Here is a 21,742-nt window from a genome sequence, read left to right as displayed (position 1 = left end):
AAAGGCCTTTCAATTTCTATGGCGCTTTTCAAGCCAATAAAAGCTATCCTGACATTACTGACGCAAGCAAATTCCAAAGTAATTAGCGGTGCTTTTAAAGCTAGAAGCCCGTTAACCCTAGCTTTTTTTTGCCTGCATAAATGTCCAAAGTAAGTACCTAAAGCATTCAATAGAACAACTGGGCAACACCATGAAAAAACTCACTCAACTATTGATTATTTTAACGTTAGGTTTGTTGAGCCAATTTTTATCTGCACAAGTTGAACGTAGTCAACAGAGCCGCAGTATAGAAAACAAACGCCCACCGATATCCTTAAAGGTTTTGTGCAGGGTCAAAATAACAAAGTGAAACGTATTTATTTTTTGATGTAAATCACCGTATTAACTCATGAACAAATTAGTCAGCACTTTGAAGTGGGCTATCTAAATTAAATATGAGCAATAAGCACGCTAGACCTTTTGTATCGCTGAAAAAAGTGTCGGTGTTGAGTGAATTAACGCTGTGCTAAAAAATTGTTTGGAATTGTGGCATTTTTTACCTTTACTCGAAATATGTCTATAGCCAAGCTCTCACACGACTTATGTTTCTGATAACATAGTCAGTGTCATTATTTGTTCAGGAAATTTCATGTCAAAACGCATTATCCGTATCGCCACGCGCAAAAGTGCCTTAGCGTTATGGCAAGCAGAGTTCGTTAAAGCGGCGTTACTTAACGCCCATAATAATTTGCAGGTTGATCTTGTGCCTATGAGTACTCAGGGCGACAAGATTTTAGACACCCCTTTGGCTAAAATCGGTGGCAAAGGTTTGTTTATTAAAGAGCTAGAAGTCGCAATGACTGAAGGTCGTGCGGATATTGCTGTGCATTCTATGAAAGACGTACCTGTTGCTTTTCCTGACGGGTTTGGCCTTCACGCTATTTGTGAACGTGAAAATCCTTTTGATGCCTTTGTGTCTAATCACTTCAATTCACTCGAAGCGTTACCACTTAATGCAGTGGTAGGCACATCCAGTTTGAGACGTCAGTGTCAATTACGTAAAGTCAGACCTGATTTGGTGATCAAAGATTTACGGGGTAATGTGAATACCCGATTGGCGAAGCTAGATGCAGGCGAATATGACGCCATTGTGTTGGCTGCGGCAGGCTTGATCCGATTGGGTATGCGTGAGCGGATCCAATCTGAGATGCAGGCTGAATTATCACTTCCCGCTGTGGGGCAGGGGGCAGTGGGTATTGAATGTCGCAATGATGATGCAGACTTGATTGCGCTACTAGCCCCCTTGAATCACTTTGAAACATTCATTAGGGTCAAGGCTGAAAGAGCTATGAACGCCAAATTAAATGGTGGTTGCCAAGTGCCTATTGGTAGTTTTGCCGAGTTAGATGGTCAATATATTACGTTACGGGGTTTGGTAGGGTCGGTGGATGGTAAAGTGATGTTGTATGCTCAGCACACTGACGTGCTAGACAATGCTGAGAAGCTGGGCGAATATGTCGCAGAATTGTTGCTTGCCCAAGGGGCAGAGGAGATCCTCAGTGCTTTGCAAGCCGATTAGTCTGTGACATTTTTACTCCTTAGGCCTCAAGCTAAATGCCAAGCCAGTGCACAAGCATTTAGTTATGCAGGATTATCTGCAGTTGCTTGCGGGTTAATTGATACTGTTGTGGATGATGATGCAATTGGCCAATTACCTACCAAAATAGCTGGTTTGCATAGCCATGATGGTGAAAAGATTTATGTGATAGTAACCAGTACAGTGGCTGCTGAGCAATGTGTGTTGATGAAAAACCAATGGCCACAAAACGTGTGTTTTTTTGCTGTGGGAGCCAGTACTGGAAATATATTACAAAAAGCAGGCCTTGCGGTTACGGTTCCTAAGGAAGCCAGAACTGAAGGACTGCTTGCCCTCCCTCAACTTACCCAAGTTGTGAATCAAAGTATTATTATTATGAAAGGTTTTGGCGGCAGAGAATTACTGCGCGACGTTTTGATCAACCGGGGTGCAAAAGTGGCAGAGTGGGAAGTGTATAAACGCGTCAAACTCGACTCCCCCGTTTTCACACAAGACTGGCGTACAAAGCAAATTCGTTGCATTATTGCTACTAGTGGTGAGGTTATTCAAGCGGCTTTTGAATATTTTGAAGCGAGTTGGCTTCAGACCGTAAACTGGATAGTCGTTAGCCAACGAACCGCAGACATTGCATCGCAACTGGGTGTAACCCAGATTGACGTTAGCCGTGATGCTAGTGATCAGGCACTTATTCAATGCGCACAGCAGTGGGTTACCCGCGCAAGACATTCTTCGGAGTATTAAATGGCAGACAGTCAGGACAAATTAACCCCGTCAGATGTGGCAAAGCTAGCAGAGTTGGAAAAATCATTAGCTAAAGAAAAGGCGGTTAGTCCCTTAACAAAAAAAAAGCATGCCTCAGCAACAGGCCACAAAAATGTTGAGGAACAGTCAACAACACCTGCTGATTTATTAAACAAAGAAACAAGCTATCAAAGCAGTAAAAGTACTGCGTCTTTGAGTCCACGTAGGCCCGCTACTGAATCTAAAGTGAAAACCGGGGTATTGTGGTTTTTCACTATGATTAACTTATTATTACTGGCCGCCATTATTGGCGCGGGTTACTGGGCATGGCTTGGGTGGCAAACACAAAGCCAACAACACACTGATGCCTTAGCTGCACAGGATACGAGTATAGCTGAGCAGCAAACGCGTATGGTTCAACAGCAAATGAAGATTTCTGAATCTATTGCCTCCAACCAACTGGAAAAAGCTGGTCTAGAACAACAAAACCAAGCATTACAAGCCAGTATCCAAAGTGTGATTGAACAACTTCAACTTACCAGTGCACAAGTGAAAACCAATCAGCGTAACTTGGCCGATGTATCGGGTCGTAGACCTGCGGATTGGTTATTGGCCGAGGCTGATTTCCTGATACGTATGGCAGGGCGCAAACTCTGGTTAGAGCATGATGTCAAAACTGCCATTATGATGTTGCAATCTGCTGATAGTCGTATTCAAGATTTAGACGACCCTAGTTTGTTACCTTTACGTGCAAAACTCGCAGAGGACTTACAAGCCCTGCAGCAAATTAATCCAGTATCAACTAGCTCTATCGCATTAGCCTTAGGTGCCATGCTAAAACAAGTAGATAACCTACCCTTAGCTTTCTTTAAAAAGCCTGAAGTTGAAGCAATGGATGAAACCGTCACAGAGTCTATTGATGATTGGCGCTCAAACTTAGCACGCAACTGGCAACAGGCCACGCAACACTTTTTTAGTTTTAAAAAGGTGACGACCGACATCAAACCTTTTATGTCTGAGCAACAACAATGGTTATCCAAAGAGCAGCTCAAGTTTGCGTTGCATCAAGCGAAAATTGCAGTGCTACAAGAAAATTCAACACTTTATCAGCAGTCACTACAAACCGCTTTTGGAATATTAATTGAATCATTTGACACTGAAAAAGACAGTGTTGCTCAATTTACTGACAGCTTAAGCAACTTACAAAGGACTGACTTTGAAAGCGCGTATCCTAATCAGTTTACTGTCACTCCTTTACTGCAAGATATCATAGAACAACGCTTAAATAGCCGTTTTATAAACGGAAATAACTAACTATGAGTCATCTAATTAGAATTTTTTTGGTCCTGGTTATCTTGCTGATTGGCGTCGTCATTGCCGCAATGATTTTCGACGATAGTGGTTATGTCATGGTCGAATTCAATGGCTGGGTAGTGGAGATGAATGTCTGGTCACTTAGCTTATCGTTCATTGTAATATTTGTCGGTTTAATGCTAACCAACTTATTGGTTAAAGCCTCTTTGGTTGCGGCTTCTGGATCGAAAAGTTGGTTAGGTCAATGGGGTAACCGTAAAAAGCAAAACGCTTTTACTGCTGGTTTGATAGCCTTGGCTGAAAAAAATTATCTGATGGCCAGAAAAAATTTCCAGAAGATTGAAAATGAAGATTTCGATGGGATTAATTTGTTAGCCGCAGCAGAAGCTGAAATGCAACTGGGGCAACCTTTACTGGCTAAACGTTATTGGCGTTTGGCTGCAACCTATGAAAAATCTATCTTGGCAGCTAACTTGTGTTTAATTCGTGATGCGTTGCAACACTATCAGTCACATGAAGCAATCACACTTATACAAAGCCTAAATGAGAAACAGCAAGCCCAAACAGTTGTATTAAAACTGTGGGCACAAGCACTGAGCCAAGCAGGTAAATGGCAAGAGTTAAAAGATAAGTTAAAAGGCTGGAAAAAAGCGTTAGGCAATGATTACGAACCCTTAATGCAGCAGGCGTCAAAAGGACACTTTGCAGAAATTGCCAGTAAAGAAGGGGCTGGTCAGCTAAAACAAAACTGGAAATCGTTACCCCGAAACACCCGTCAAGATCCTGCGCAGCAAGCCGCTTATATACAGCAACTTATTGACCAAGGCATGCATGAGGATGCGGAGCTTGCTCTGGTGGAATACCAAAAATCTGCACCTCATCCACTCCTGATCCCTATGTTCAAATTACTTACATTGCCCAACCCCACACCAGCCATTAAAATACTAGAAAACTGGCTGAAACAAGATGGTTTAAATGTCGAACTACTCTCCGCTTTAGGGCATATTGCGTTTAACGCAAACGACAAATTGTTAGCAGAAAAAGCGTTAGCTAAGGCAATTAAGTTAGGTAATCGACAAGAAGATTTAGTTTTAATGGCAAACATAAAAGAGTCGCAAGACTTTCCACAACAAGCGCTGCAGTTGTATAAGCAGAGTATGCAAGCTAATGAAGATTAACCGATGGTTAAATTGTTGCAGTTAAATAAATATACTTTTGCTGGTACTCAGCTTAAAAAAATATGCAGTTGTGTATTTTTATTTGTCCTATCGTGTCGGTTACATAGTGCGCAACCTATAACATCACCTGAAACGTTAACACCACCTGACACGTCACCTGTGTTTGAGCTGGTCACGTTAGGTGATGCTGGTGGTATTCAAGATGGTAATCTGAGTGCTTTTTTATTACGTGCCTTATCAGAACCCAATTATATTGCCTTAGATGCTGGCACCTTAGTCAATGGTATCAACGTTGCTTTGTCCAATAACGCTTTCGAAGCCTTGCCAGTCATAACAGATAAAACTTTATCTGCCCCTGGTAACATTTTACATCACCACATCAAAGGTTATTTGATTAGCCATGGTCACCTCGACCACGTGGCAGGCCTATTGATTGCTTCACCTGATGACAATGAAAAACCCATTTATGCGCTCAAGTCCGTCAATCAAACTATGAGCGATACCTACTTCAATTGGCAAGCCTGGGCGAATTTCACAGATAGAGGCACACCACCACTTTTAAATAAATACCAAGTCATTGACTTAGCACCCCAGAAAAGTTTACGTTTGAAAAATACCCAGCTACAAGTGACAGCATTCAGCCTAAGCCATCCTCTTGAGTCCACCGCGTTTGTAATTGAATACCAAGATAATTTGTTTGTTTACTTTGGCGACACAGGCCCAGATGAAGTTGAGGAACAAGGGAAACTCGCGACGGTTTGGCGTTATCTAGCCAAGCAAATGCAAACGAAAAAGCTTAAAGGATTAGTGATAGAAGTGTCATTCGATAATCGGCAAACTGATAATCTACTATTTGGTCACCTTACACCAAAATGGTTAATGTCAGAACTTACTTACTTTTATTCGTTGGTTGACAACAAACAACAATTTCAGAATATTCAAGTCATCATCAGCCATATTAAATACAGTCTAAAAAGTGGTCTTGATCCTAGAGATAAAATTCAACAAGAGCTGCAACAAGGCAATACGTTAGGCTTCAACTTTATACTGGCAAAACAGGGACAAAGAATCATATTTTAATTGAGGTAAGTATATTATTTTCAATATGTTATTAAAAAATGAAATAATTCAGATGTTAAAAACATCCGGGATTATTTTAATTAAGTTTTAAGTATTAAATGATGAGAGATATAGGACGCTGATGTTAGCTTGGTTTTATCAGGCAAGCCCATAATAAAAGCAAATAACAGTGGCAAAAGTGACATAATTCTTTAAAATCAGCCCTCGCTTATTCAAGCTTAGTGGGTGTTTCAAACGTGGCGTCTGATGTTGACTGGTCACAAACATCATCCATGATGATGGGTACCCCAACTTGACACCTTTGCCGAGTTGAGCAGTCGGCGCGTTGATGCAGCTAAACAGACCGAAGGGATCCCTATAACAGCTATAAAAAGCGCAGTCTTTTAAAGGCAGACACGATTTTATATGCACCCGTAGCTCAGTTGGATAGAGTATCGGCCTCCGAAGCCGAGGGTCGCGCGTTCGAATCGCGCCGGGTGCACCACTTTTCTAATTATTTGGTTCTAAATAATTTTATCTTGTTACGAAAAATATATTAAGCAGATTTTCAAGTTAGATGTCTGGTTAAGTTATTGAGCAAAGCGTTGTATTAGCTCTATTTTTAGGAACAAGGCACCGATGTGATAAATCCCCCTTCCGGCATTGTTAAAAAACAACGGTAAAGGTAAAATGACAAACAGAAAAACACAGGCAACGTCTAGTTGAATTGTATGCACAAGGTTAACTTTATATTTTATGGACCATTTTGAGCTATTGGGGGTCACCAGAGCCTCCTCGACCACCGAAATTAAAAAATCGTATCGAAAACTGGCCAATCAATATCATCCCGATAGAAATGATGCAGCAGAGGCAAAAGAACAGTTTCAATTAATCCAAAAGGCGTACGAAGTCATTGTCGATCCTCAAAAGCGCTCTTTATACATTAAGAGCCATTACACTATTATCACCGACCCAAGAGAAATCGCAGATTCTTTTTGGCACAATGCCTTGCTATAGGAAGCCATTAAATGTCATTTGAAACACCCATACCTTCTTATCTATCTGATGACTTTTCTATGTATTTAGAAAATATGGAGTCGTTGACTGACCCAGAAAACCCTGAACTGTTGAGTAATTATTTAAAGGTTTTGTCAGCTCAATTAACTTCAAACAGCTCGGTTTTTAATGGCCTAGTCGACCAATTGGCCATGGCCATTACCCGCAGCGTCAGAATAGATTCAAAAAATCTCGCTAAGTTAGATGTCTCTCAGCAACCCGCATGGGATGACGTTAAACCTTTTGTGGGTGTACATGCTGATGCCAGAGCCACGATTACAGAATTAATGAATCATTCACAGGATGAGTTGAAAACGGCAGTGCTGATCATTCATTTTTATAATACTTATGATGCCACCCCTTTACCTGCTTTACCCCAGGACGTGGAAGCTGACGATGACACAGAACAACCCTACGCAACCTACGGCTATGATGAATAATATTAAATTATTTTTGAGGAATTCCAATTGACTAGTAAAGCACTGATTCTCGCCACCGATATTACGGAACAAGCCCAACAAAGCGGCAGACGTGCGGGTACCTCCTTAGAACAAATTGCATCTGAGCAGGGCGATAACGCGATGTTAGCGGTATTTGCTGAAATGGATATCTTAACCGTGGCTAAAATTGTGCGCGAGCATGATGCGACTATACCCTCTATTGCGACTTGGCTGATGGATGCGGATTCCATTAAAAAATTATTAAATGTCGAACCTTCATATTGGCAAAATTTGGATGAAGAGTCGTTATTTTGTGCACAAACCGAAGCCCACAGTTTGCTCGCACAAATATTTCTGTCTTATGAAGATGATGAAAAACAACGAGAAATCCTCAAGGCTATTGTTGGAGATGATTTTGGCTTGTTGTATTTATCACTGCCTTTTATCGGTCATGATTTTTCTGAGCTCGAATACGATGAAGAACCTGTGTCTGGCAGCATTGAAGAGTTGCTTCTGAAAATAAAAAATCTTGATGAAGAATCGTACTGTGAAGTGATGACTGTGAGCACTAATGGCACTTTGGACAATATAGAAGCGGCCTTAAAAAACAATGCTAATAAACAAAGAGTGACGGCTGTGGAAATGGACACAGACGATATGTTTGCCCCTCTATAAGATGATAAGGACAATATCATGAAAATAGCAGAGTTGAGGAACAAACCCTTCATCCTGTTGGTGCTAAAAGACGGACTGGCTGAGGGCTATTTTTCTGAAGCATTTGTGCATAAGACTAAGCAACAATTGTCAGATATGTCGCTACGGATCGCTTCTGACAATTTATCTATTATTTATGCTGATCACATTAAAAAAGCCTGTGAAATAGTCCTAGGGATCATCAATCTAGGGCTGTTAAGTCATTGTGATAATAGTACCGAAAAAGCAAAAGAAATTATCAAGACCCAAGGTATTGTGTATTGTTTTAGAGCGGGTTGGGCAAAATATGCTGGCATAAAAGATATTTCAGCTGAATATTTTAAACAAATTAAACTTTCTACTTACGCATTAGCAGCCAACGACACTTCTGATATCACAAGCATACATGCAGATTTAGTCAAAAAAGGCCAAGACAGCTTAAAGCTATTAAACTTGTACAGAAGTATTTCGTCAAAATATGCTGCCAATGTAGTCATACATGAAACAGATGAAGACTACCTAAAATTTGAGCTGCAAAAACTGCTTAATTCAGCTGTGGCACTGCTGCTAATCGATTCCCAGCAGAATACTTTTAATCATGAGCGCTACACTCAACTGATAACTTATCTGTGTACTACAGATGTGGAGCTTGCGCTCGAAAAATTTGCGGTATGTGTGTCAACCTTTTCTGAAAATCAGTCAATGAGCATAAGAAATTTTCTTGAAGAGTCGTCTTTATTGGATTTTCATGAATTTAAGACCATCATCACCTCACAAAAAAACATGGCTGTGTATATCCCAGAGATTTTAGAGCTCTCAGTCAATGTCACCAACGAATTGAATGATGATTTTGAGGGGTGCTACGATTTTGGCCTAGACGATCAAGAAGATATCGCTTATTTAAAGCCTGATTAGGTTGATGCCAAGAAGCGGTGAGTGGGGATTTTAGTGGTTATTTGAATCCTCTGAGGCTGACATCGCTTTAGAATAAATGAATGCACTGTTTATTTGGCGTTCGAGTACACCATGCTTTTCTTTTTTCAATTGAGATCTTTAAGCGCCTTATAATATCAACTACGAGTGCCATTATGGCGATAGCAATTACCCCGTCTAAATTCAGCTTACCCCAGCATAATCCTGGTGTAACGACTGTCCTAGCATTTCTTATTCGTCAGTTTCCAAACATCTCGGCTGATGTGTGGCAACAACGTATGCTGGATGGCAAGGTGCATTGGCATGACGGAAGCTTAATACATGCACTTACTCCTTATGCGGCTCAGCAGCGGGTGTATTATTATCGTGAAGTAGCACGTGAGCCTGTGATCCCTTTTGCAGAGGAAATTGTGTTTGAAGATGAGTTAATTTTGGTGGCACATAAGCCGCATTTTTTACCGGTCATGCCTGGTGGAAAATATGTTGAAGAATGCCTACAAAATCGTTTGCGTCGTAAAACAGGTAATCAGCAATTACAAGCCGTGCATCGCATTGATAATGGCACAGCGGGCTTGGTATTATTTTCGGTTAACCCCCACTCACGTCAATATTATCATGGTCTGTTTGAAACCCATCAAGTTACTAAAACCTATCAGGCTATTGCCTGTATTAATCAACGTATCCCAATGGACAACCAGCAATGGGAAATTAAAAATCGATTAGAAAAATCTGAACCGAGATTTTTGATGCGAATTGTCCCAGGACTGGCTAACAGTCATTCGCGGATCCGTTGCCTGCAATATACGGCCGACAAAGCCTTATTTGAGCTGAATCCCATAACAGGCAAAACTCACCAATTACGTGTGCATATGCAAAGCCTTGGCTGGCCGCTATTAAATGATACTTACTATCCTGAGTTACAGCCGAGTAAGCCAGATGATTACAGCCAACCGCTGCAACTGTTAGCACAACAATTGCGTTTTATTGACCCTGTGACACAACAAGTAAGACACTTTTTGAGTCATACCCAACTCAGCTTAGACTAATGGGTGCAAACTCAATGTCTCGTCATGCATGCTGTTTACTCAGGTTTCTCTCAATATTCACGACGCTTTTTTTCTGGCATAACGTCAAGGCTGTCGATAAGTGTTTTATTTACCCAATACGTCTTCGGCTAATGCGTATTTGTTTGTTTGTTTGTTAAAAAACCTTGTTGATACCACACAGGTAATTTAAATATGACACCAACCTGCGCCGACTCCCTTGTTGTACTTGATTTTGAAACCACTGGGCTGTCACCCGACATGGGAGACAGAGCCATAGAGATAGGGGCGGTTCGTCTTGAAAAAGGACGTGTGGTTGAGCGTTTTCAAGCATTAATGAATCCAGGAAAACGCGTTAGTTCTTTTATTGAAAATTATACTGGGATCACTAACCGTATGTTAAGCCACGCTGCTCCCTGTGATGAAGTGATGGAGCAGTTTGCTGACTTTATGGGTGACCACAACCTGGTTGCTCATAATGCGTCATTCGATAAACGTTTTTTAGATGCTGAATTAGGTCGAATTTATAAGTCGTATCATGGTGATTTTGCTTGTTCTTTACTTGTCGCAAGACGTTTATATCAAGACGCTCCTAGTCATAAATTAGGTGCGTTAATTACCTACAAAAATATTCCATCGGGTGGGGGGTTTCATAGAGCCTTATTCGACTCAGAAATGACTGCAAAATTGTGGATGACTATGCTGGACGACATTTCTCAAATAATCACAGCACAAGACGTACCCTTTAGATTAATCCAAACACTCTCCAAAACACCAAAACGTGGAGTGAATACATTGCTGCTAGCAGAGTAATTATTGATTAACCTTCCCAGTAAATAATCACAGAGCCCATTAAGGTCGGAGTTACCGAGTTTTAATCCTTTTTGCTAATAGTGATTTCAATATTTTTACTATTGCCTGCAAACCATTTTTGGACATAGATACTGCCTATGACTGGTGGCATGCCATCTTCTGGTACTTCTTTGTATCGAATACTATTTTTGTTCTGTTTTTCAAATTCAAATATGACTTTATTATCAGACACGAATATCGCCTCAGTATTGTTATGGATTAGAATATTCTTGGGCGAAGTGGCTATACCTTTGTATTATATGAAGCTAATCAGTCTAAAATTGTCAGAGTCAAAAAATATTAAAAGCGTCAGAGATTTTAATATCGCATTAATAACACTGAAGGTGAGGGCGCTATACATTTGACTTGGCCTCATTAAGCTACCGGTCGAAGCGCCTCGACCGGTAGTTTAATGATCTTAGCGATTCAACCTGTTGGCTATCAAACTTTCAACCACACTCGGATCGGCCAAGGTCGAGATATCGCCTAGCTGCTCATATTCATTGGCGGCAATTTTACGTAATATTCTGCGCATAATTTTACCCGAGCGGGTTTTAGGCAGATCTCGTGTCCATTGAATAATATCAGGGGTCGCAATAGGGCTTAACTCTTTACGTACCCACTTTTTAAGTTCGTTAGTGAGTTCATCATTAACGCTTTGTCCTGCAACAGGGCTAACAAAAACATAAATGCCTTGGCCTTTTATGTCGTGAGCGTAACCCACAACTGCCGCCTCGGCAACAGCAGGGTGGGATACCAGCGCACTTTCTATTTCGGCGGTGCCCAAACGATGACCCGATACGTTGAGTACATCATCCACTCGACCGGTGATCCAATAGTACCCATCGTCATCTCTGCGACAGCCATCGCCTGTGAAATATTGATTTTCATAGGTACTAAAGTAGGTTTGGATAAAACGGGCATGGTCACCATAAACTGTTCTAGCTTGGCCTGGCCAACTATCGCGGATCACCAAGTTACCTTCAGCAGCTAATAATAACTCTTGGCCGTGTTTGTCGACTATGGCAGGTTGGATACCAAAAAATGGCATGCTGGCGGCGCCAGGTTTTAAAGCGGTGACTCCTGGTAACGGGGTGATCATGATGCCCCCGGTTTCGGTCTGCCACCAAGTGTCCACAATGGGGCAGCGACTTTTGCCTATGGTTTCATAGTACCACTGCCAAGCCTGGGGATTAATCGGTTCGCCTACCGAGCCTAATAGACGCAGTGAATTACAGTGGGTACCTTGGGCGGGATAATCTCCGTGAGCCATTAATGCGCGAATTGCGGTAGGCGCTGTGTAAAGAACATTGACCTGATGTTTGTCTACTATTTGGCAAATTCGTCTAACATCAGGGTAAGTGGGCACCCCTTCAAATAATAATGTAGTGGCACCATTGGCTAATGGTCCATATACCATATAACTGTGGCCAGTGATCCAGCCTACATCTGCTGCACACCAGTATATTTCGCCGGGATGGTAGTCGAAAACGTATTTGTGAGACAGCGCTGCATATACTAGATATCCCCCGGTGGTATGCACCACACCCTTGGGTGTGCCTGTAGAGCCAGAGGTGTAGAGAATAAATAATGGGTCTTCAGCATCCATGACAGTAGGGATACACTCTGATGCACAATCTGCAACCAATTCATGCCACCACTGGTCTTGTGGATTAACTGCTACCTCACCACGGGTATTTTGAAACACTATGCTGTGTTTAATACTTGGACAACGGTTATCTTTTAGGGCTTCATCTACATTGACTTTTAAGGGAATAGTTTTGCCACCACGACGCCCTTCGTCTGCGGTGATCACTACTTTTGCATCGCAGTCGTTGATACGGTCAGCTATGGCATTAGGTGAAAAACCAGCGAAGACTATAGAGTGAACCGCCCCAATTCTAGTACAAGCCAACATCGCATAAGCTGCTTCGGGCACCATCGGCATATAGATAGCTACACGATCCCCTTTAGTGACCCCGAGCTTTTTTAAGCCATTGGCTAAGCGGCACACCTCATCATGTAATTGTTGATAGCTGATATCTTGGCTAATGTCAGGAGCGTCGCCTTCCCAAATAATCGCGGTTTGTTGTGCCTGTTTGACTAAATGTCTATCGATACAGTTGTAGCTAACATTTAACTGGCCGTCTTCAAACCATTTAATCCGCAGATCGTCTTTATCAAAATGGGTATTTTTGATGATAGTGGGGGCCTTATACCAGTCCACAATAGTTGATTGCTGCTGCCAAAATACATCGGGAGACTCAATCGATTGACGATACATGGTTTGGTATTTTTCGGGACTTAAGAAAGAATCTTGCTTGGCGTGTTCTGGCACGGGATAGAGCATTTTAGTCATGAATACTTCCAGTTAAAGGGGTGATTGATTGTATTGTCATACATTCATAATTATACGATGAACATACCTAAAGTCATTCACCTTAGGCTCAATTATTTGCAAAAAGTATTAAGACCATTGCCTAATTTTATGTCCCTTGAGGGCATAAAATAGGATGAAACTGTAACAAGGGAGCATCATCCAGTAGGCAGACTGGTTATCAAAATGGTCAGCCAAGAAACCGTAACAAAGTGGTAAAACAGCGCCGCCAGATATGCCCATAATCAACCATGCTGAACCGCGAGCGGTTAAGCTATCTAAACCCTTTAAGGCTAGAGGCCAAACTGCTGGCCATACCATAGCATTCGCCAAACCCAATATTGCAATAAGGGTAATGGCGTTGGGTAGTTCAGCTATACCCATCCATCCCCATAAGAATACGGAGATTGATGTGGATTGCACATCGGCAAGAACCACCGCCAGACTCAATACTAAACCTAAAATGGCAGAGCCTGCTAATGCCTGAGCCTGATCCATAAAACGTGGGATCAGCATTAAACCTATTAAATAGCCTAGCACCATAAAGGCCATAGTATAAGAGGTGAGAGACGTGGCATTGGCTACACCTAAATGCGAACCAAACAAGCCAATCGTATCTGCTGCTATTACCTCGACGCCTACATATAAAAATAGCACTACTACGCCTAGTATTAATTGTGGATAGGCCTTTAAGCTGTCTGTTTCTGCCCCAGCGAATTCTGGCTTTTTAAAGACTAAATCGGGTAGTGAAGAAAATTTCAATAAAATAGCTAATGCTAATAAAGCCATAGCCATATAGATATAAGGCAAGACTAATCCATTGGACAAAGCGGTAATTTGGGTCACTCTATCTGCTTCTGATAATAACGCTACTGATTGAGCACTTACACCTGTAAATTCACCTAGCACTAATGCGGTAAAAACTATTGGCGCAAGAAAACCGGCAAATTTATTCAATAAACCCATTATAGAGATACGCACGGCTGCGGTTTCCTGTGGACCAATTTTTACAATATAGGGGTTGGATGCGGTTTGCAGAATAGTGAGTCCCGTACCCACAATAAACTGAGCAAAAAGAAACACGACAAATTCTTGAGAGTATGCCGCTGGGATAAACAGTAAACATCCTAAGGCTATGCCTACTAAGCCTAAACACATGGCATGTTTGTAACCTACTTTGTCTAACACCCAAGACATAGGTAGAGCCATAACAACATAGGCAATATAAAAGGAAAAGGCGACGAGTAACGCTTGTGACTCAGTTAAATCACAGACTATTTGTAAAAATGGGATAAGGGCGCCGTTAAGCCAGGTGACAAAACCAAACACGAAGAACAACATACCTATAATCAACATAGGTAGAAGTGCACTTGGGTTAGGTTGCTGGGTATTAATAGTTTGCATGGTCACCTTCTAATTGTTTTGAATGTTGGGTATGGTTTGAGCGGATACTTGCTCGCCAGCTATATAAGTCGCATTGACATAATACTGGTCGGTGAATACCACCCAGTCTGCATCGCACCCTGGAGCCAAATAGCCCTTTTGTTGCTGCAAGCCTAGGAATGTAGCTGGAGTACTTGAAGCCATATATATGGCTTCTTGAATAGTGCACTGTAGATCTACTATGCAGTTACGAACGGCACTGGCCATATCAAGTGCTGAGCCAGCTAATCTGCCGCCTTCAATGGTTAATTTATTATCTTTTCGACTAATTTGCATGCCTGCAAATTGTAATTCAATCTGCTCGCTTCCTACGTGTGACATAGCATCAGTAACCAGCATGATACGGCTGTGGGTTTTACATTTAATCGCCAATTTGCAACTGGTCATATCCACATGTTCATGATCAACAATCAACCCACAATAGCTGGATGCGTCGAATAATGCCGCTCCCACCATGCCCGCTTCTCTACTTTGCAAAGGCGACATGGCATTGAATAAATGGGTAAAACCTTGTGCACCCGCTTGCAGTGCTGCAAACGTTTGGGTGTCACTTGCATTAGAGTGACCTAAACAGACTTTTACATTAGCTTGCACTAACTCCTGTATTATTTCGACAGGTACATTCTCAGGGGCTAAGGTTACACAGACCACGCCAAGATCTTTTCGTGTGAACAGTGCCATCTCTTCAGGGCTAATTTGTCGAATATGTTGAGTCGGGTGAATCCCTTTTTTAGGCTGACTTAAATGAGGCCCTTCAAAATGAATACCTATTATGCCTTTTACATTTTGAGCGATGGCAGACGCCACTGCATCAGCTGCCAATTGCATCGTCACTAAGTCATCGGTGATAAGCGTAGGCATGATGGCAGTACTGCCATATTGTTGATGGGCACGGCTCATTGTGATCAAAGTGTCGAGGTTTGGCTGATTATTAAATAATACTCCGCCACCACCATTGACTTGAACATCAATCAAACCGGGTGCGACTAACCCAGACAACTGAATAGCGTCACCTGGAAACTGCGCAGATTCAATTGAGTGTATTTTGCCATCATCAACAGTCATCATTTGATTGTGTTTAATGGTGTTTCCATCACATAATTTTTTTGCAAAAAAACGCTGCATCTGTGCCTCTATAATGTGTTGATGATTGTTTTAAAAGTCTGTGATTTATTAGGTTGTCGCCTTATTTTGTGTGAAATCATATCCCCTATTTTTAACACTTCTTGCGCAATCATGTGATGTTCATAATAAAACACTACCAGCTAACTTTATTTTGGAATATAGAATTGCCCCTTGCTCTGGCGTCGCTTGGGCGGGACGAATAATAGCCTGTAGTTGGCTATCCAAATAAGGCGTCAAAGGTTGCGTAATGCCGCCAATCAAAGACAAGCGATGTAGGTTACCGCTTAATAATCGGTGGCAAATTTTGTTGATATAAGTGGCAGCCTGATTAACCAGTAATAATGCATCTTCTTGCTGATTTGCCGCTAACTGGAATATAAGTGGTGCAACTGAGGCGAACAGTACCGGTTTTGCTTCTAAGGTTAAATTAACTAGGTCGTATGCACTGTCACAATCAAGTAGGTTGATTACTTGTTTGCTGAGTAGGTTGTTAGGGGTAATACCGTCTAGTGTTTCAAGGCAATGACTGATCGCCATTTTGCCCAGCCAAGCGCCACTGCCTTTGTCGCCGACTACAAAACCATGACCTCCCATTTCAAACTGTTGATCATTATGAATGGCGACGCCAGATGACCCAGTTCCGACTATTACAATGGCACCGTCTTGACCTAAATGGGCACCGAGACAAGCAATATGTAAATCAGTGGTTATGTGCCAGCTAGCAAAGGGCAGGGACTGTTTTAGAAAGGCTTGTTTCACTTGAGGAATATTAATACCTGCCAAGCCAATACCTGCATGGATCTGGTTTAGCGTTAATCCTTTAATATTCGCTTTGGCGATGGCTTTTTCACTGGCTTCAAGTACAGCCTTGACTGAACCTGTTAGATTACGTGCGGCATTAGCTGGACCAGCGATAGCTTCTGCCAAAAGATTTCCCTGTGCATCTTCTAAGCGCGCTTTGCATTTTGTGCCACCGCCATCTATACCCAGATAAACGTCTGTTGCATAAGTCAAAAATAATCCCCATTTTTAGCACTACGTTAAACTTATGATAGATAAATGACAGCGTAAGTGATGTTCAACTAAAGTAAGTAACAGCGCTGTCATTTTAAATGAATCTAAATTTAAATCAGTTCACTTTACAACATCTTTTGCAAAATAAACATCAGACAAGGTATCTGTTCAATCAATCCACCGCTTATTTTTGTCCATAAAAATAAGGAATGAAAGTCTATCTAAGTCACTGAAATTGAATGAGTTAAACTTAAACTTAAACTTAATTTTAATATTTGGGTTGAGTATTGGTGACTGAACATAAAATGTTACTGGATAAAAAATGAAAACAAAAACCACTATGAAAGATGTTGCTGAATCTGCAGGCGTGCCTCCTACTGGGATAATTTACCTATCATGATGAAATAGCCGTAGGGGTATTTGCGGTTCGCTTAAAGGGACTCAATGTAGCAGATGATAGGGTTATTGAAGGCTTTGAGGACAGTCCTTTCACCTGTTAATCTTGGCCAAAACTAACTATTGCTGCACAGCCAACAAATACTATTGCGAGTGACAGCGTCTTTGCTTCAACATTTAATGCACTTACGTTGACCTAAAAGTAGCACTGATAATATTCCTCATCGGTATTTTAGATCGCAATTTGCTGAACGCGGTTTGACCTTTCAACAGCTGACATCCCCAATCTTAATTACATTTCGATTATTATCTGCAGGTGTAAGTGAAGGTACTGTGGGTGGGAGGATAGCCAATTCCTTGTTACACGCTTAGTGTGTTGATTTAGAGTGTGTTGATTTAGCTCTAATTTTGACCGCGTCTAAATTTACTGGGTGAAACACCTGCTAATTTTTTAAAACTTTTTGAAAAATTAAAAATATTTGTGTACCCAACATAAGTAGCGATATGTTGCACCGGCCAGCGGGTATTGAGTAATAAACTTTTGGCGCGCTCTATACGCAAATGAATGAGTTTTTGTATGGGACTTTTGCCAAATTGGGCTTGGCACAGGCGATGCAAGTGGGGAGGAGAGTAGTGCAATTGGTGACACATAGCCTCTATCGTCCAGTCATACTGGAGACGCTTTTCAATGTCTTGAAATAAGTTATGCAGTCGATTATTTGTTTTATTTTGATTGTCACCACGCAAAGTAGCATTCAGATAATAGCTTAGTATTGGTATGATACCTTCCCGTAAAGTCGCATCTGGCTCACTATACAAAAGCTCCATGGCAAGATGTAATGGTTCAAGTTTTTGGTCCTCAATTATAAAGGCTTTTTCCATGGCAAGGTGTTGCCAACGTTTTGTATTGGCGAGGTTTAGCCAAATAACATCCCACTGCTGTGAAGCAATACTTACCTCAAAACTCTGTTTGGTTGGCAAAATAGCCAGAGTATTTGCAACGAGTGGGTATTCTTTGCTTATAGTGGTTAACTTGCCTTGTCCTCTAAGGGTATAAAATAAGGTATGTTCAAGGGGCGCGGTGCGCGCTACGCAATATCGCCCTGATAGGTTAGAGCATCCAGCTAACGTGATATCCAGATTATTCATTTTGGCTAATACATCAGCATCTATGAAGCGTTCAGAACAATTGGGACCGATGTCTAACATATCATTGATATGATTTTTCATGGGTTAAATGATAGCTTTGGATAAGTATTTGATAGTTTAAAGCATAATATAAAGAGTACGTTTTAGCTATATTGTGTAGCATCAGTAATACACATAATATGCATTGATATGCCTACGAGAAATACCATGACGTCATTAGATCACATTATTTTACGCCGCGATTGGGAAACGCCACTCACTACGCACATAAATACAGTGCCAGGGCATAGCCCACTTAATGGTTACAAAAACCTTGCTGATGCTCGTCAAAAACAACAGCCACAAAGGCAATTATTAAACGGTAATTGGGAATTTAGGCTATTTGATAAACCAGAAGCAGTTGATGTCTCTTTTCTTAACGAACACACTAAAGAAAATTGGCAAACCATCATCGTTCCTTCAAATTGGCAACTTCAGGGCGTTGATAAACCCATTTATTGCAACGTAAAATATCCTTTTGCGGTCAATCCACCTTTTGTTCCCAGTGATAATCCAACCGGTTGTTACCGAACTGAATTCGAAGTGACCCAAGAGCAATTAGTGCTGCGTAATCATATTATTTTTGAAGGTGTCAACTCAGCCTTTCACTTGTGGTGTAACGGCCAGTGGGTAGGATATTCACAAGACAGTCGTTTACCCAGCGAGTTTGATTTACAACCATTTTTAGTGGCAGGTAAAAACAGAATAGCAGTGATGGTAATACGTTGGAGTGATGGCAGCTATCTTGAAGATCAGGATATGTGGTGGTTAAGCGGTATATTTCGCGATGTGATACTACTCACCAAGCCGCAACAGCAAATTTGCGACGTATTTATCACGCCTAATTTAGACGCCTGTTATCGCGATGCCACGCTGGCCATTAAAACGACCATTCATGCACCCAACAATTACAAGGTTAGGGTGCAAGTATTTGATGGTGACACCGCCATCAGTGAACCCCAAACGCAAAGTGCCAATAACAAACGAGCTGATGAGAAAGGGGGTTGGGATGATGTGGTTTTTCAAAATATTTCGATTGAGAATCCTCGAAAGTGGACCGCTGAGACCCCTAACCTTTATCGTTGTGTGGTGAGTCTGCAGGATGAGCAAGGCAATACTGTGGATGTAGAAGGGTACGACGTTGGCTTTAGAAAGGTCGAAATTATCGACGGGCAATTATGTGTAAACGGTAAACCACTGCTGATACGTGGGGTTAATCGACACGAACATCATCCAGAAAATGGCCATGTGGTCGCCGAATCAGACATGATTGCTGATATTAAGCTGATGAAACAAAATAACTTTAATGCGGTGCGCACAGCCCATTATCCGAATCATCCTCGCTGGTACGAGCTATGTGACGAGTTTGGGCTATATGTGGTGGATGAAGCCAATATAGAAACGCACGGTATGTTTCCCATGGGACGATTAGCGGCTGATCCACAATGGGCTGGTGCATTCATGTCGCGTTATACACAAATGGTAGAGCGGGATAAAAATCATGCTTGTATTATTATTTGGTCATTGGGAAATGAGTGTGGTCATGGTGCCAATCACGATGCTATGTACGGTTGGTCAAAAAGTTTCGATCCGTCAAGGCCAGTACAATATGAGGGTGGCGGCGCTAATACCACAGCCACGGATATTATTTGTCCCATGTATGCGCGAGTTGACTATGATATTGAAGACGAAGCCGTGCCTAAATATTCCATTAAAAAATGGCTCAGTTTACCAGGCGAAACCCGTCCCCTTATCTTATGTGAGTATGCCCATGCGATGGGGAATAGCTTGGGTAATTTTGATGATTACTGGCAAGCTTTTAAAGAATACCCTCGCTTGCAGGGTGGGTTTATTTGGGACTGGGTTGACCAAGGTTTATCAAAAACAGATGAAAACGGATTGCATTATTGGGCATATGGCGGAGACTTTGGTGATACGCAAAACGACCGACAGTTTTGTATCAACGGGCTATTATTTCCTGACCGTAGTGCTCACCCCAGTTTGTTTGAAGCTAAATATTGCCAACAACATTTGTCATTTACACTAGAGCCAATCTCCAAACCTGTGTCTTCAAAGTTAAAAGCAACACAGCCCATCCCAAATGACTATTCACTGTCTATTTTTAGTGACTATGTGTTTAGGGCCACAGACAACGAAAAACTAGTGTGGCGGCTGATGCAAAATGGTGTTGAGGTTGAACAAGGCGATTTAACCCTGAATATTGCACCGCAAAGCTCAGTCAAGATCCTTATCTCACCTACTACACAATTTTTACCTGGCGCTCAATATTATGTCAACATAGACGTCGAACTTGTTGACGATTGCTGTTTCGCATCAGCTGGGCATGTCATGGCTACCGAGCAATTTTCATTGGTAAATAGCCAAAGTTTATTGAGTACTACTTTTGCTAATAAAAGTGGTCAAGAGTGCCTTAGCGTGTATGAAAATAATGATGCTATTACTGTTCAAGGAGCAGGCTTAACGCTCATATTTAATGGCAAAACAGGACTGATTGAGAATTGGCAGCAACATGATAAACACATCATAGTGAGTCCACTAGTTGATAATTTTTATCGTGCCCCACTTGACAATGATATTGGCGTAAGTGAGGTAGATAGCCCTGATCCCAATGCCTGGGAAGCACGCTGGATAAAAGCAGGCGTTGGTAAATGGCAACGAAAGTGTTACCAGACGAATGCCATAGCATCAAACCAAGACGTGCGTATTACTTGTGTCTTTGATTATGAATATGAGGGCGAGCTGTGCGCGCAAACTCAATGGACCTATACCATCAACAATAGTGGTGAAGTCAACGTTAATGTTGAGGTACTTTTAAATGAAAACTTACCACCACTGCCGCGCGTAGGGATCAGTTTCGGAGTAGAAAAACAAGATGATTTACAGGTTAAATGGTTAGGGTTGGGACCATTTGAAAACTACGCAGATCGTAAATCGGCAGCACGTTTTGGTGAGTATGATTTGCGCTTAAATGAGATACATACTCCTTATATTTTCCCTACCGATAACGGTCAGCGCAGTGATTGTCAATTGCTTGAAATTGGTGAGTTACGGGTACAGGGAAAGTTTTCATTTGCAGCTAGCGAATATTCGCAAAGCCAGTTAGCACTCGCTAAACACACTAACGAATTAGTTGTCGATGCGATGGTTCATGTGCACATAGACCATCAACATATGGGGGTAGGTGGTGATGACTCTTGGAGTCCGAGTACCCATAAAAAATATTTGCTTGAGAACAAGCAATATAATTATTCCCTCACTTTTCAAAGCAAAAAGAACGCATAAAGACACAACCA

General features: G+C 41.7%; 19 protein-coding genes and 1 tRNA gene. 14 read left to right on the top strand and 6 right to left on the bottom strand.

The features are described 5' to 3' along the window. Positions 1-190: 190 nt before the first annotated feature. The 13 genes from Q0Y52_RS03160 to Q0Y52_RS03100 all read left to right on the top strand — a co-directional run bounded on the left by Q0Y52_RS03160 (position 191) and on the right by Q0Y52_RS03100 (position 10,846). On the top strand, positions 191-349 hold the full coding sequence (locus tag Q0Y52_RS03160; protein ID WP_297817860.1) for a hypothetical protein: 159 nt from the start codon (positions 191-193) through the stop codon (positions 347-349). Positions 350-628: 279 nt separating this feature from the next. After that, positions 629-1,558, top strand: a complete 930-nt coding sequence (gene hemC / locus Q0Y52_RS03155) for a hydroxymethylbilane synthase (RefSeq protein ID WP_297817857.1) — start codon at positions 629-631, stop codon at positions 1,556-1,558. A gap of 3 nt (positions 1,559-1,561) precedes the next feature. After that, complete coding sequence (locus Q0Y52_RS03150; RefSeq protein ID WP_297817854.1) at positions 1,562-2,317, top strand: uroporphyrinogen-III synthase; 756 nt, start codon at positions 1,562-1,564, stop codon at positions 2,315-2,317. Then, positions 2,318-3,631 carry a uroporphyrinogen-III C-methyltransferase gene (locus tag Q0Y52_RS03145; protein WP_297817852.1) on the top strand — a complete coding sequence of 438 codons (1,314 nt, stop codon included), beginning with the start codon at positions 2,318-2,320 and terminating at the stop codon, positions 3,629-3,631. A gap of 2 nt (positions 3,632-3,633) precedes the next feature. Further along, entirely contained in the window at positions 3,634-4,809 is a 1,176-nt protein-coding gene (locus tag Q0Y52_RS03140; RefSeq protein ID WP_297817849.1) for a heme biosynthesis HemY N-terminal domain-containing protein, read from the top strand. 3 nt (positions 4,810-4,812) lie between these two features. Next, positions 4,813-5,889 carry a 3',5'-cyclic-nucleotide phosphodiesterase gene (locus Q0Y52_RS03135; RefSeq protein WP_297817847.1) on the top strand — a complete coding sequence of 359 codons (1,077 nt, stop codon included), beginning with the start codon at positions 4,813-4,815 and terminating at the stop codon, positions 5,887-5,889. Between the two features lie 407 nt (positions 5,890-6,296). Beyond that, positions 6,297-6,373, top strand: a tRNA-Arg gene (locus tag Q0Y52_RS03130). A gap of 251 nt (positions 6,374-6,624) precedes the next feature. Then, positions 6,625-6,885: a DnaJ domain-containing protein gene (locus Q0Y52_RS03125; protein ID WP_297817844.1), complete on the top strand. Its 261-nt coding sequence runs from the start codon at positions 6,625-6,627 to the stop codon at positions 6,883-6,885. Between the two features lie 11 nt (positions 6,886-6,896). After that, positions 6,897-7,364 carry a hypothetical protein gene (locus Q0Y52_RS03120; protein WP_297817842.1) on the top strand — a complete coding sequence of 156 codons (468 nt, stop codon included), beginning with the start codon at positions 6,897-6,899 and terminating at the stop codon, positions 7,362-7,364. Positions 7,365-7,391: 27 nt separating this feature from the next. After that, positions 7,392-8,039 carry a hypothetical protein gene (locus Q0Y52_RS03115; RefSeq protein ID WP_297817839.1) on the top strand — a complete coding sequence of 216 codons (648 nt, stop codon included), beginning with the start codon at positions 7,392-7,394 and terminating at the stop codon, positions 8,037-8,039. An 18-nt stretch (positions 8,040-8,057) separates the two neighbouring features. After that, positions 8,058-8,972, top strand: a complete 915-nt coding sequence (locus Q0Y52_RS03110; protein ID WP_297817837.1) for a hypothetical protein — start codon at positions 8,058-8,060, stop codon at positions 8,970-8,972. A 173-nt stretch (positions 8,973-9,145) separates the two neighbouring features. Next, positions 9,146-10,036, top strand: coding sequence for a pseudouridine synthase (locus tag Q0Y52_RS03105; protein WP_297817835.1), 891 nt, complete (start codon positions 9,146-9,148; stop codon positions 10,034-10,036). A 192-nt stretch (positions 10,037-10,228) separates the two neighbouring features. After that, the gene (locus Q0Y52_RS03100; protein ID WP_297817832.1) at positions 10,229-10,846 is read left to right on the top strand and encodes a 3'-5' exonuclease; all 618 of its coding nucleotides are present in this window, start codon (positions 10,229-10,231) and stop codon (positions 10,844-10,846) included. Between the two features lie 61 nt (positions 10,847-10,907). Here the strand turns inward: Q0Y52_RS03100 and Q0Y52_RS03095 are convergent, their stop codons facing one another. From Q0Y52_RS03095 to Q0Y52_RS03070, 6 genes are all read right to left on the bottom strand, one after another. Then, complete coding sequence (locus Q0Y52_RS03095; RefSeq protein ID WP_297817829.1) at positions 10,908-11,078, bottom strand: hypothetical protein; 171 nt, start codon at positions 11,076-11,078, stop codon at positions 10,908-10,910. 225 nt (positions 11,079-11,303) lie between these two features. Continuing rightward, positions 11,304-13,244 carry an acetate--CoA ligase gene (gene acs / locus Q0Y52_RS03090; protein ID WP_297817826.1) on the bottom strand — a complete coding sequence of 647 codons (1,941 nt, stop codon included), beginning with the start codon at positions 13,242-13,244 and terminating at the stop codon, positions 11,304-11,306. 108 nt (positions 13,245-13,352) lie between these two features. Continuing rightward, the gene (gene gluP, locus Q0Y52_RS03085) at positions 13,353-14,666 is read right to left on the bottom strand and encodes a glucose/galactose MFS transporter (protein ID WP_297817823.1); all 1,314 of its coding nucleotides are present in this window, start codon (positions 14,664-14,666) and stop codon (positions 13,353-13,355) included. A 9-nt stretch (positions 14,667-14,675) separates the two neighbouring features. After that, positions 14,676-15,830: an N-acetylglucosamine-6-phosphate deacetylase gene (gene nagA, locus Q0Y52_RS03080; RefSeq protein ID WP_297817820.1), complete on the bottom strand. Its 1,155-nt coding sequence runs from the start codon at positions 15,828-15,830 to the stop codon at positions 14,676-14,678. Between the two features lie 120 nt (positions 15,831-15,950). After that, entirely contained in the window at positions 15,951-16,844 is an 894-nt protein-coding gene (locus Q0Y52_RS03075) for a BadF/BadG/BcrA/BcrD ATPase family protein (RefSeq protein WP_297817817.1), read from the bottom strand. Between the two features lie 798 nt (positions 16,845-17,642). Beyond that, positions 17,643-18,470 carry an AraC family transcriptional regulator gene (locus Q0Y52_RS03070; RefSeq protein WP_297817814.1) on the bottom strand — a complete coding sequence of 276 codons (828 nt, stop codon included), beginning with the start codon at positions 18,468-18,470 and terminating at the stop codon, positions 17,643-17,645. Positions 18,471-18,596: 126 nt separating this feature from the next. On the opposite strand from Q0Y52_RS03070, the gene Q0Y52_RS03065 reads away from it, so the two are divergent. After that, positions 18,597-21,731, top strand: coding sequence for a beta-galactosidase (locus tag Q0Y52_RS03065; RefSeq protein WP_297818129.1), 3,135 nt, complete (start codon positions 18,597-18,599; stop codon positions 21,729-21,731). Positions 21,732-21,742 lie beyond the last annotated feature (11 nt).

Origin of the sequence: uncultured Paraglaciecola sp., from assembly GCF_943787955.1 — a bacterium.
GTDB lineage: Bacteria > Pseudomonadota > Gammaproteobacteria > Enterobacterales > Alteromonadaceae > Paraglaciecola.
Note: the sequence above shows the minus strand (reverse complement) of the source record. Positions and strands in the feature narration are given on the sequence as shown.

Coding starts and splice junctions, on each gene's coding strand:
- Q0Y52_RS03160 (WP_297817860.1), top strand. CDS start 191: ATGAAAAAACTCACTCAACTATTGATTATTTTAACGTTAGGTTTGTTG.
- hemC (WP_297817857.1), top strand. CDS start 629: ATGTCAAAACGCATTATCCGTATCGCCACGCGCAAAAGTGCCTTAGCG.
- Q0Y52_RS03145 (WP_297817852.1), top strand. CDS start 2,318: ATGGCAGACAGTCAGGACAAATTAACCCCGTCAGATGTGGCAAAGCTA.
- Q0Y52_RS03140 (WP_297817849.1), top strand. CDS start 3,634: ATGAGTCATCTAATTAGAATTTTTTTGGTCCTGGTTATCTTGCTGATT.
- Q0Y52_RS03135 (WP_297817847.1), top strand. CDS start 4,813: ATGGTTAAATTGTTGCAGTTAAATAAATATACTTTTGCTGGTACTCAG.
- Q0Y52_RS03125 (WP_297817844.1), top strand. CDS start 6,625: ATGGACCATTTTGAGCTATTGGGGGTCACCAGAGCCTCCTCGACCACC.
- Q0Y52_RS03120 (WP_297817842.1), top strand. CDS start 6,897: ATGTCATTTGAAACACCCATACCTTCTTATCTATCTGATGACTTTTCT.
- Q0Y52_RS03110 (WP_297817837.1), top strand. CDS start 8,058: ATGAAAATAGCAGAGTTGAGGAACAAACCCTTCATCCTGTTGGTGCTA.
- Q0Y52_RS03105 (WP_297817835.1), top strand. CDS start 9,146: ATGGCGATAGCAATTACCCCGTCTAAATTCAGCTTACCCCAGCATAAT.
- Q0Y52_RS03100 (WP_297817832.1), top strand. CDS start 10,229: ATGACACCAACCTGCGCCGACTCCCTTGTTGTACTTGATTTTGAAACC.
- acs (WP_297817826.1), bottom strand. CDS start 13,244: ATGACTAAAATGCTCTATCCCGTGCCAGAACACGCCAAGCAAGATTCT.
- gluP (WP_297817823.1), bottom strand. CDS start 14,666: ATGCAAACTATTAATACCCAGCAACCTAACCCAAGTGCACTTCTACCT.
- nagA (WP_297817820.1), bottom strand. CDS start 15,830: ATGCAGCGTTTTTTTGCAAAAAAATTATGTGATGGAAACACCATTAAA.
- Q0Y52_RS03070 (WP_297817814.1), bottom strand. CDS start 18,470: ATGAAAAATCATATCAATGATATGTTAGACATCGGTCCCAATTGTTCT.
- Q0Y52_RS03065 (WP_297818129.1), top strand. CDS start 18,597: ATGACGTCATTAGATCACATTATTTTACGCCGCGATTGGGAAACGCCA.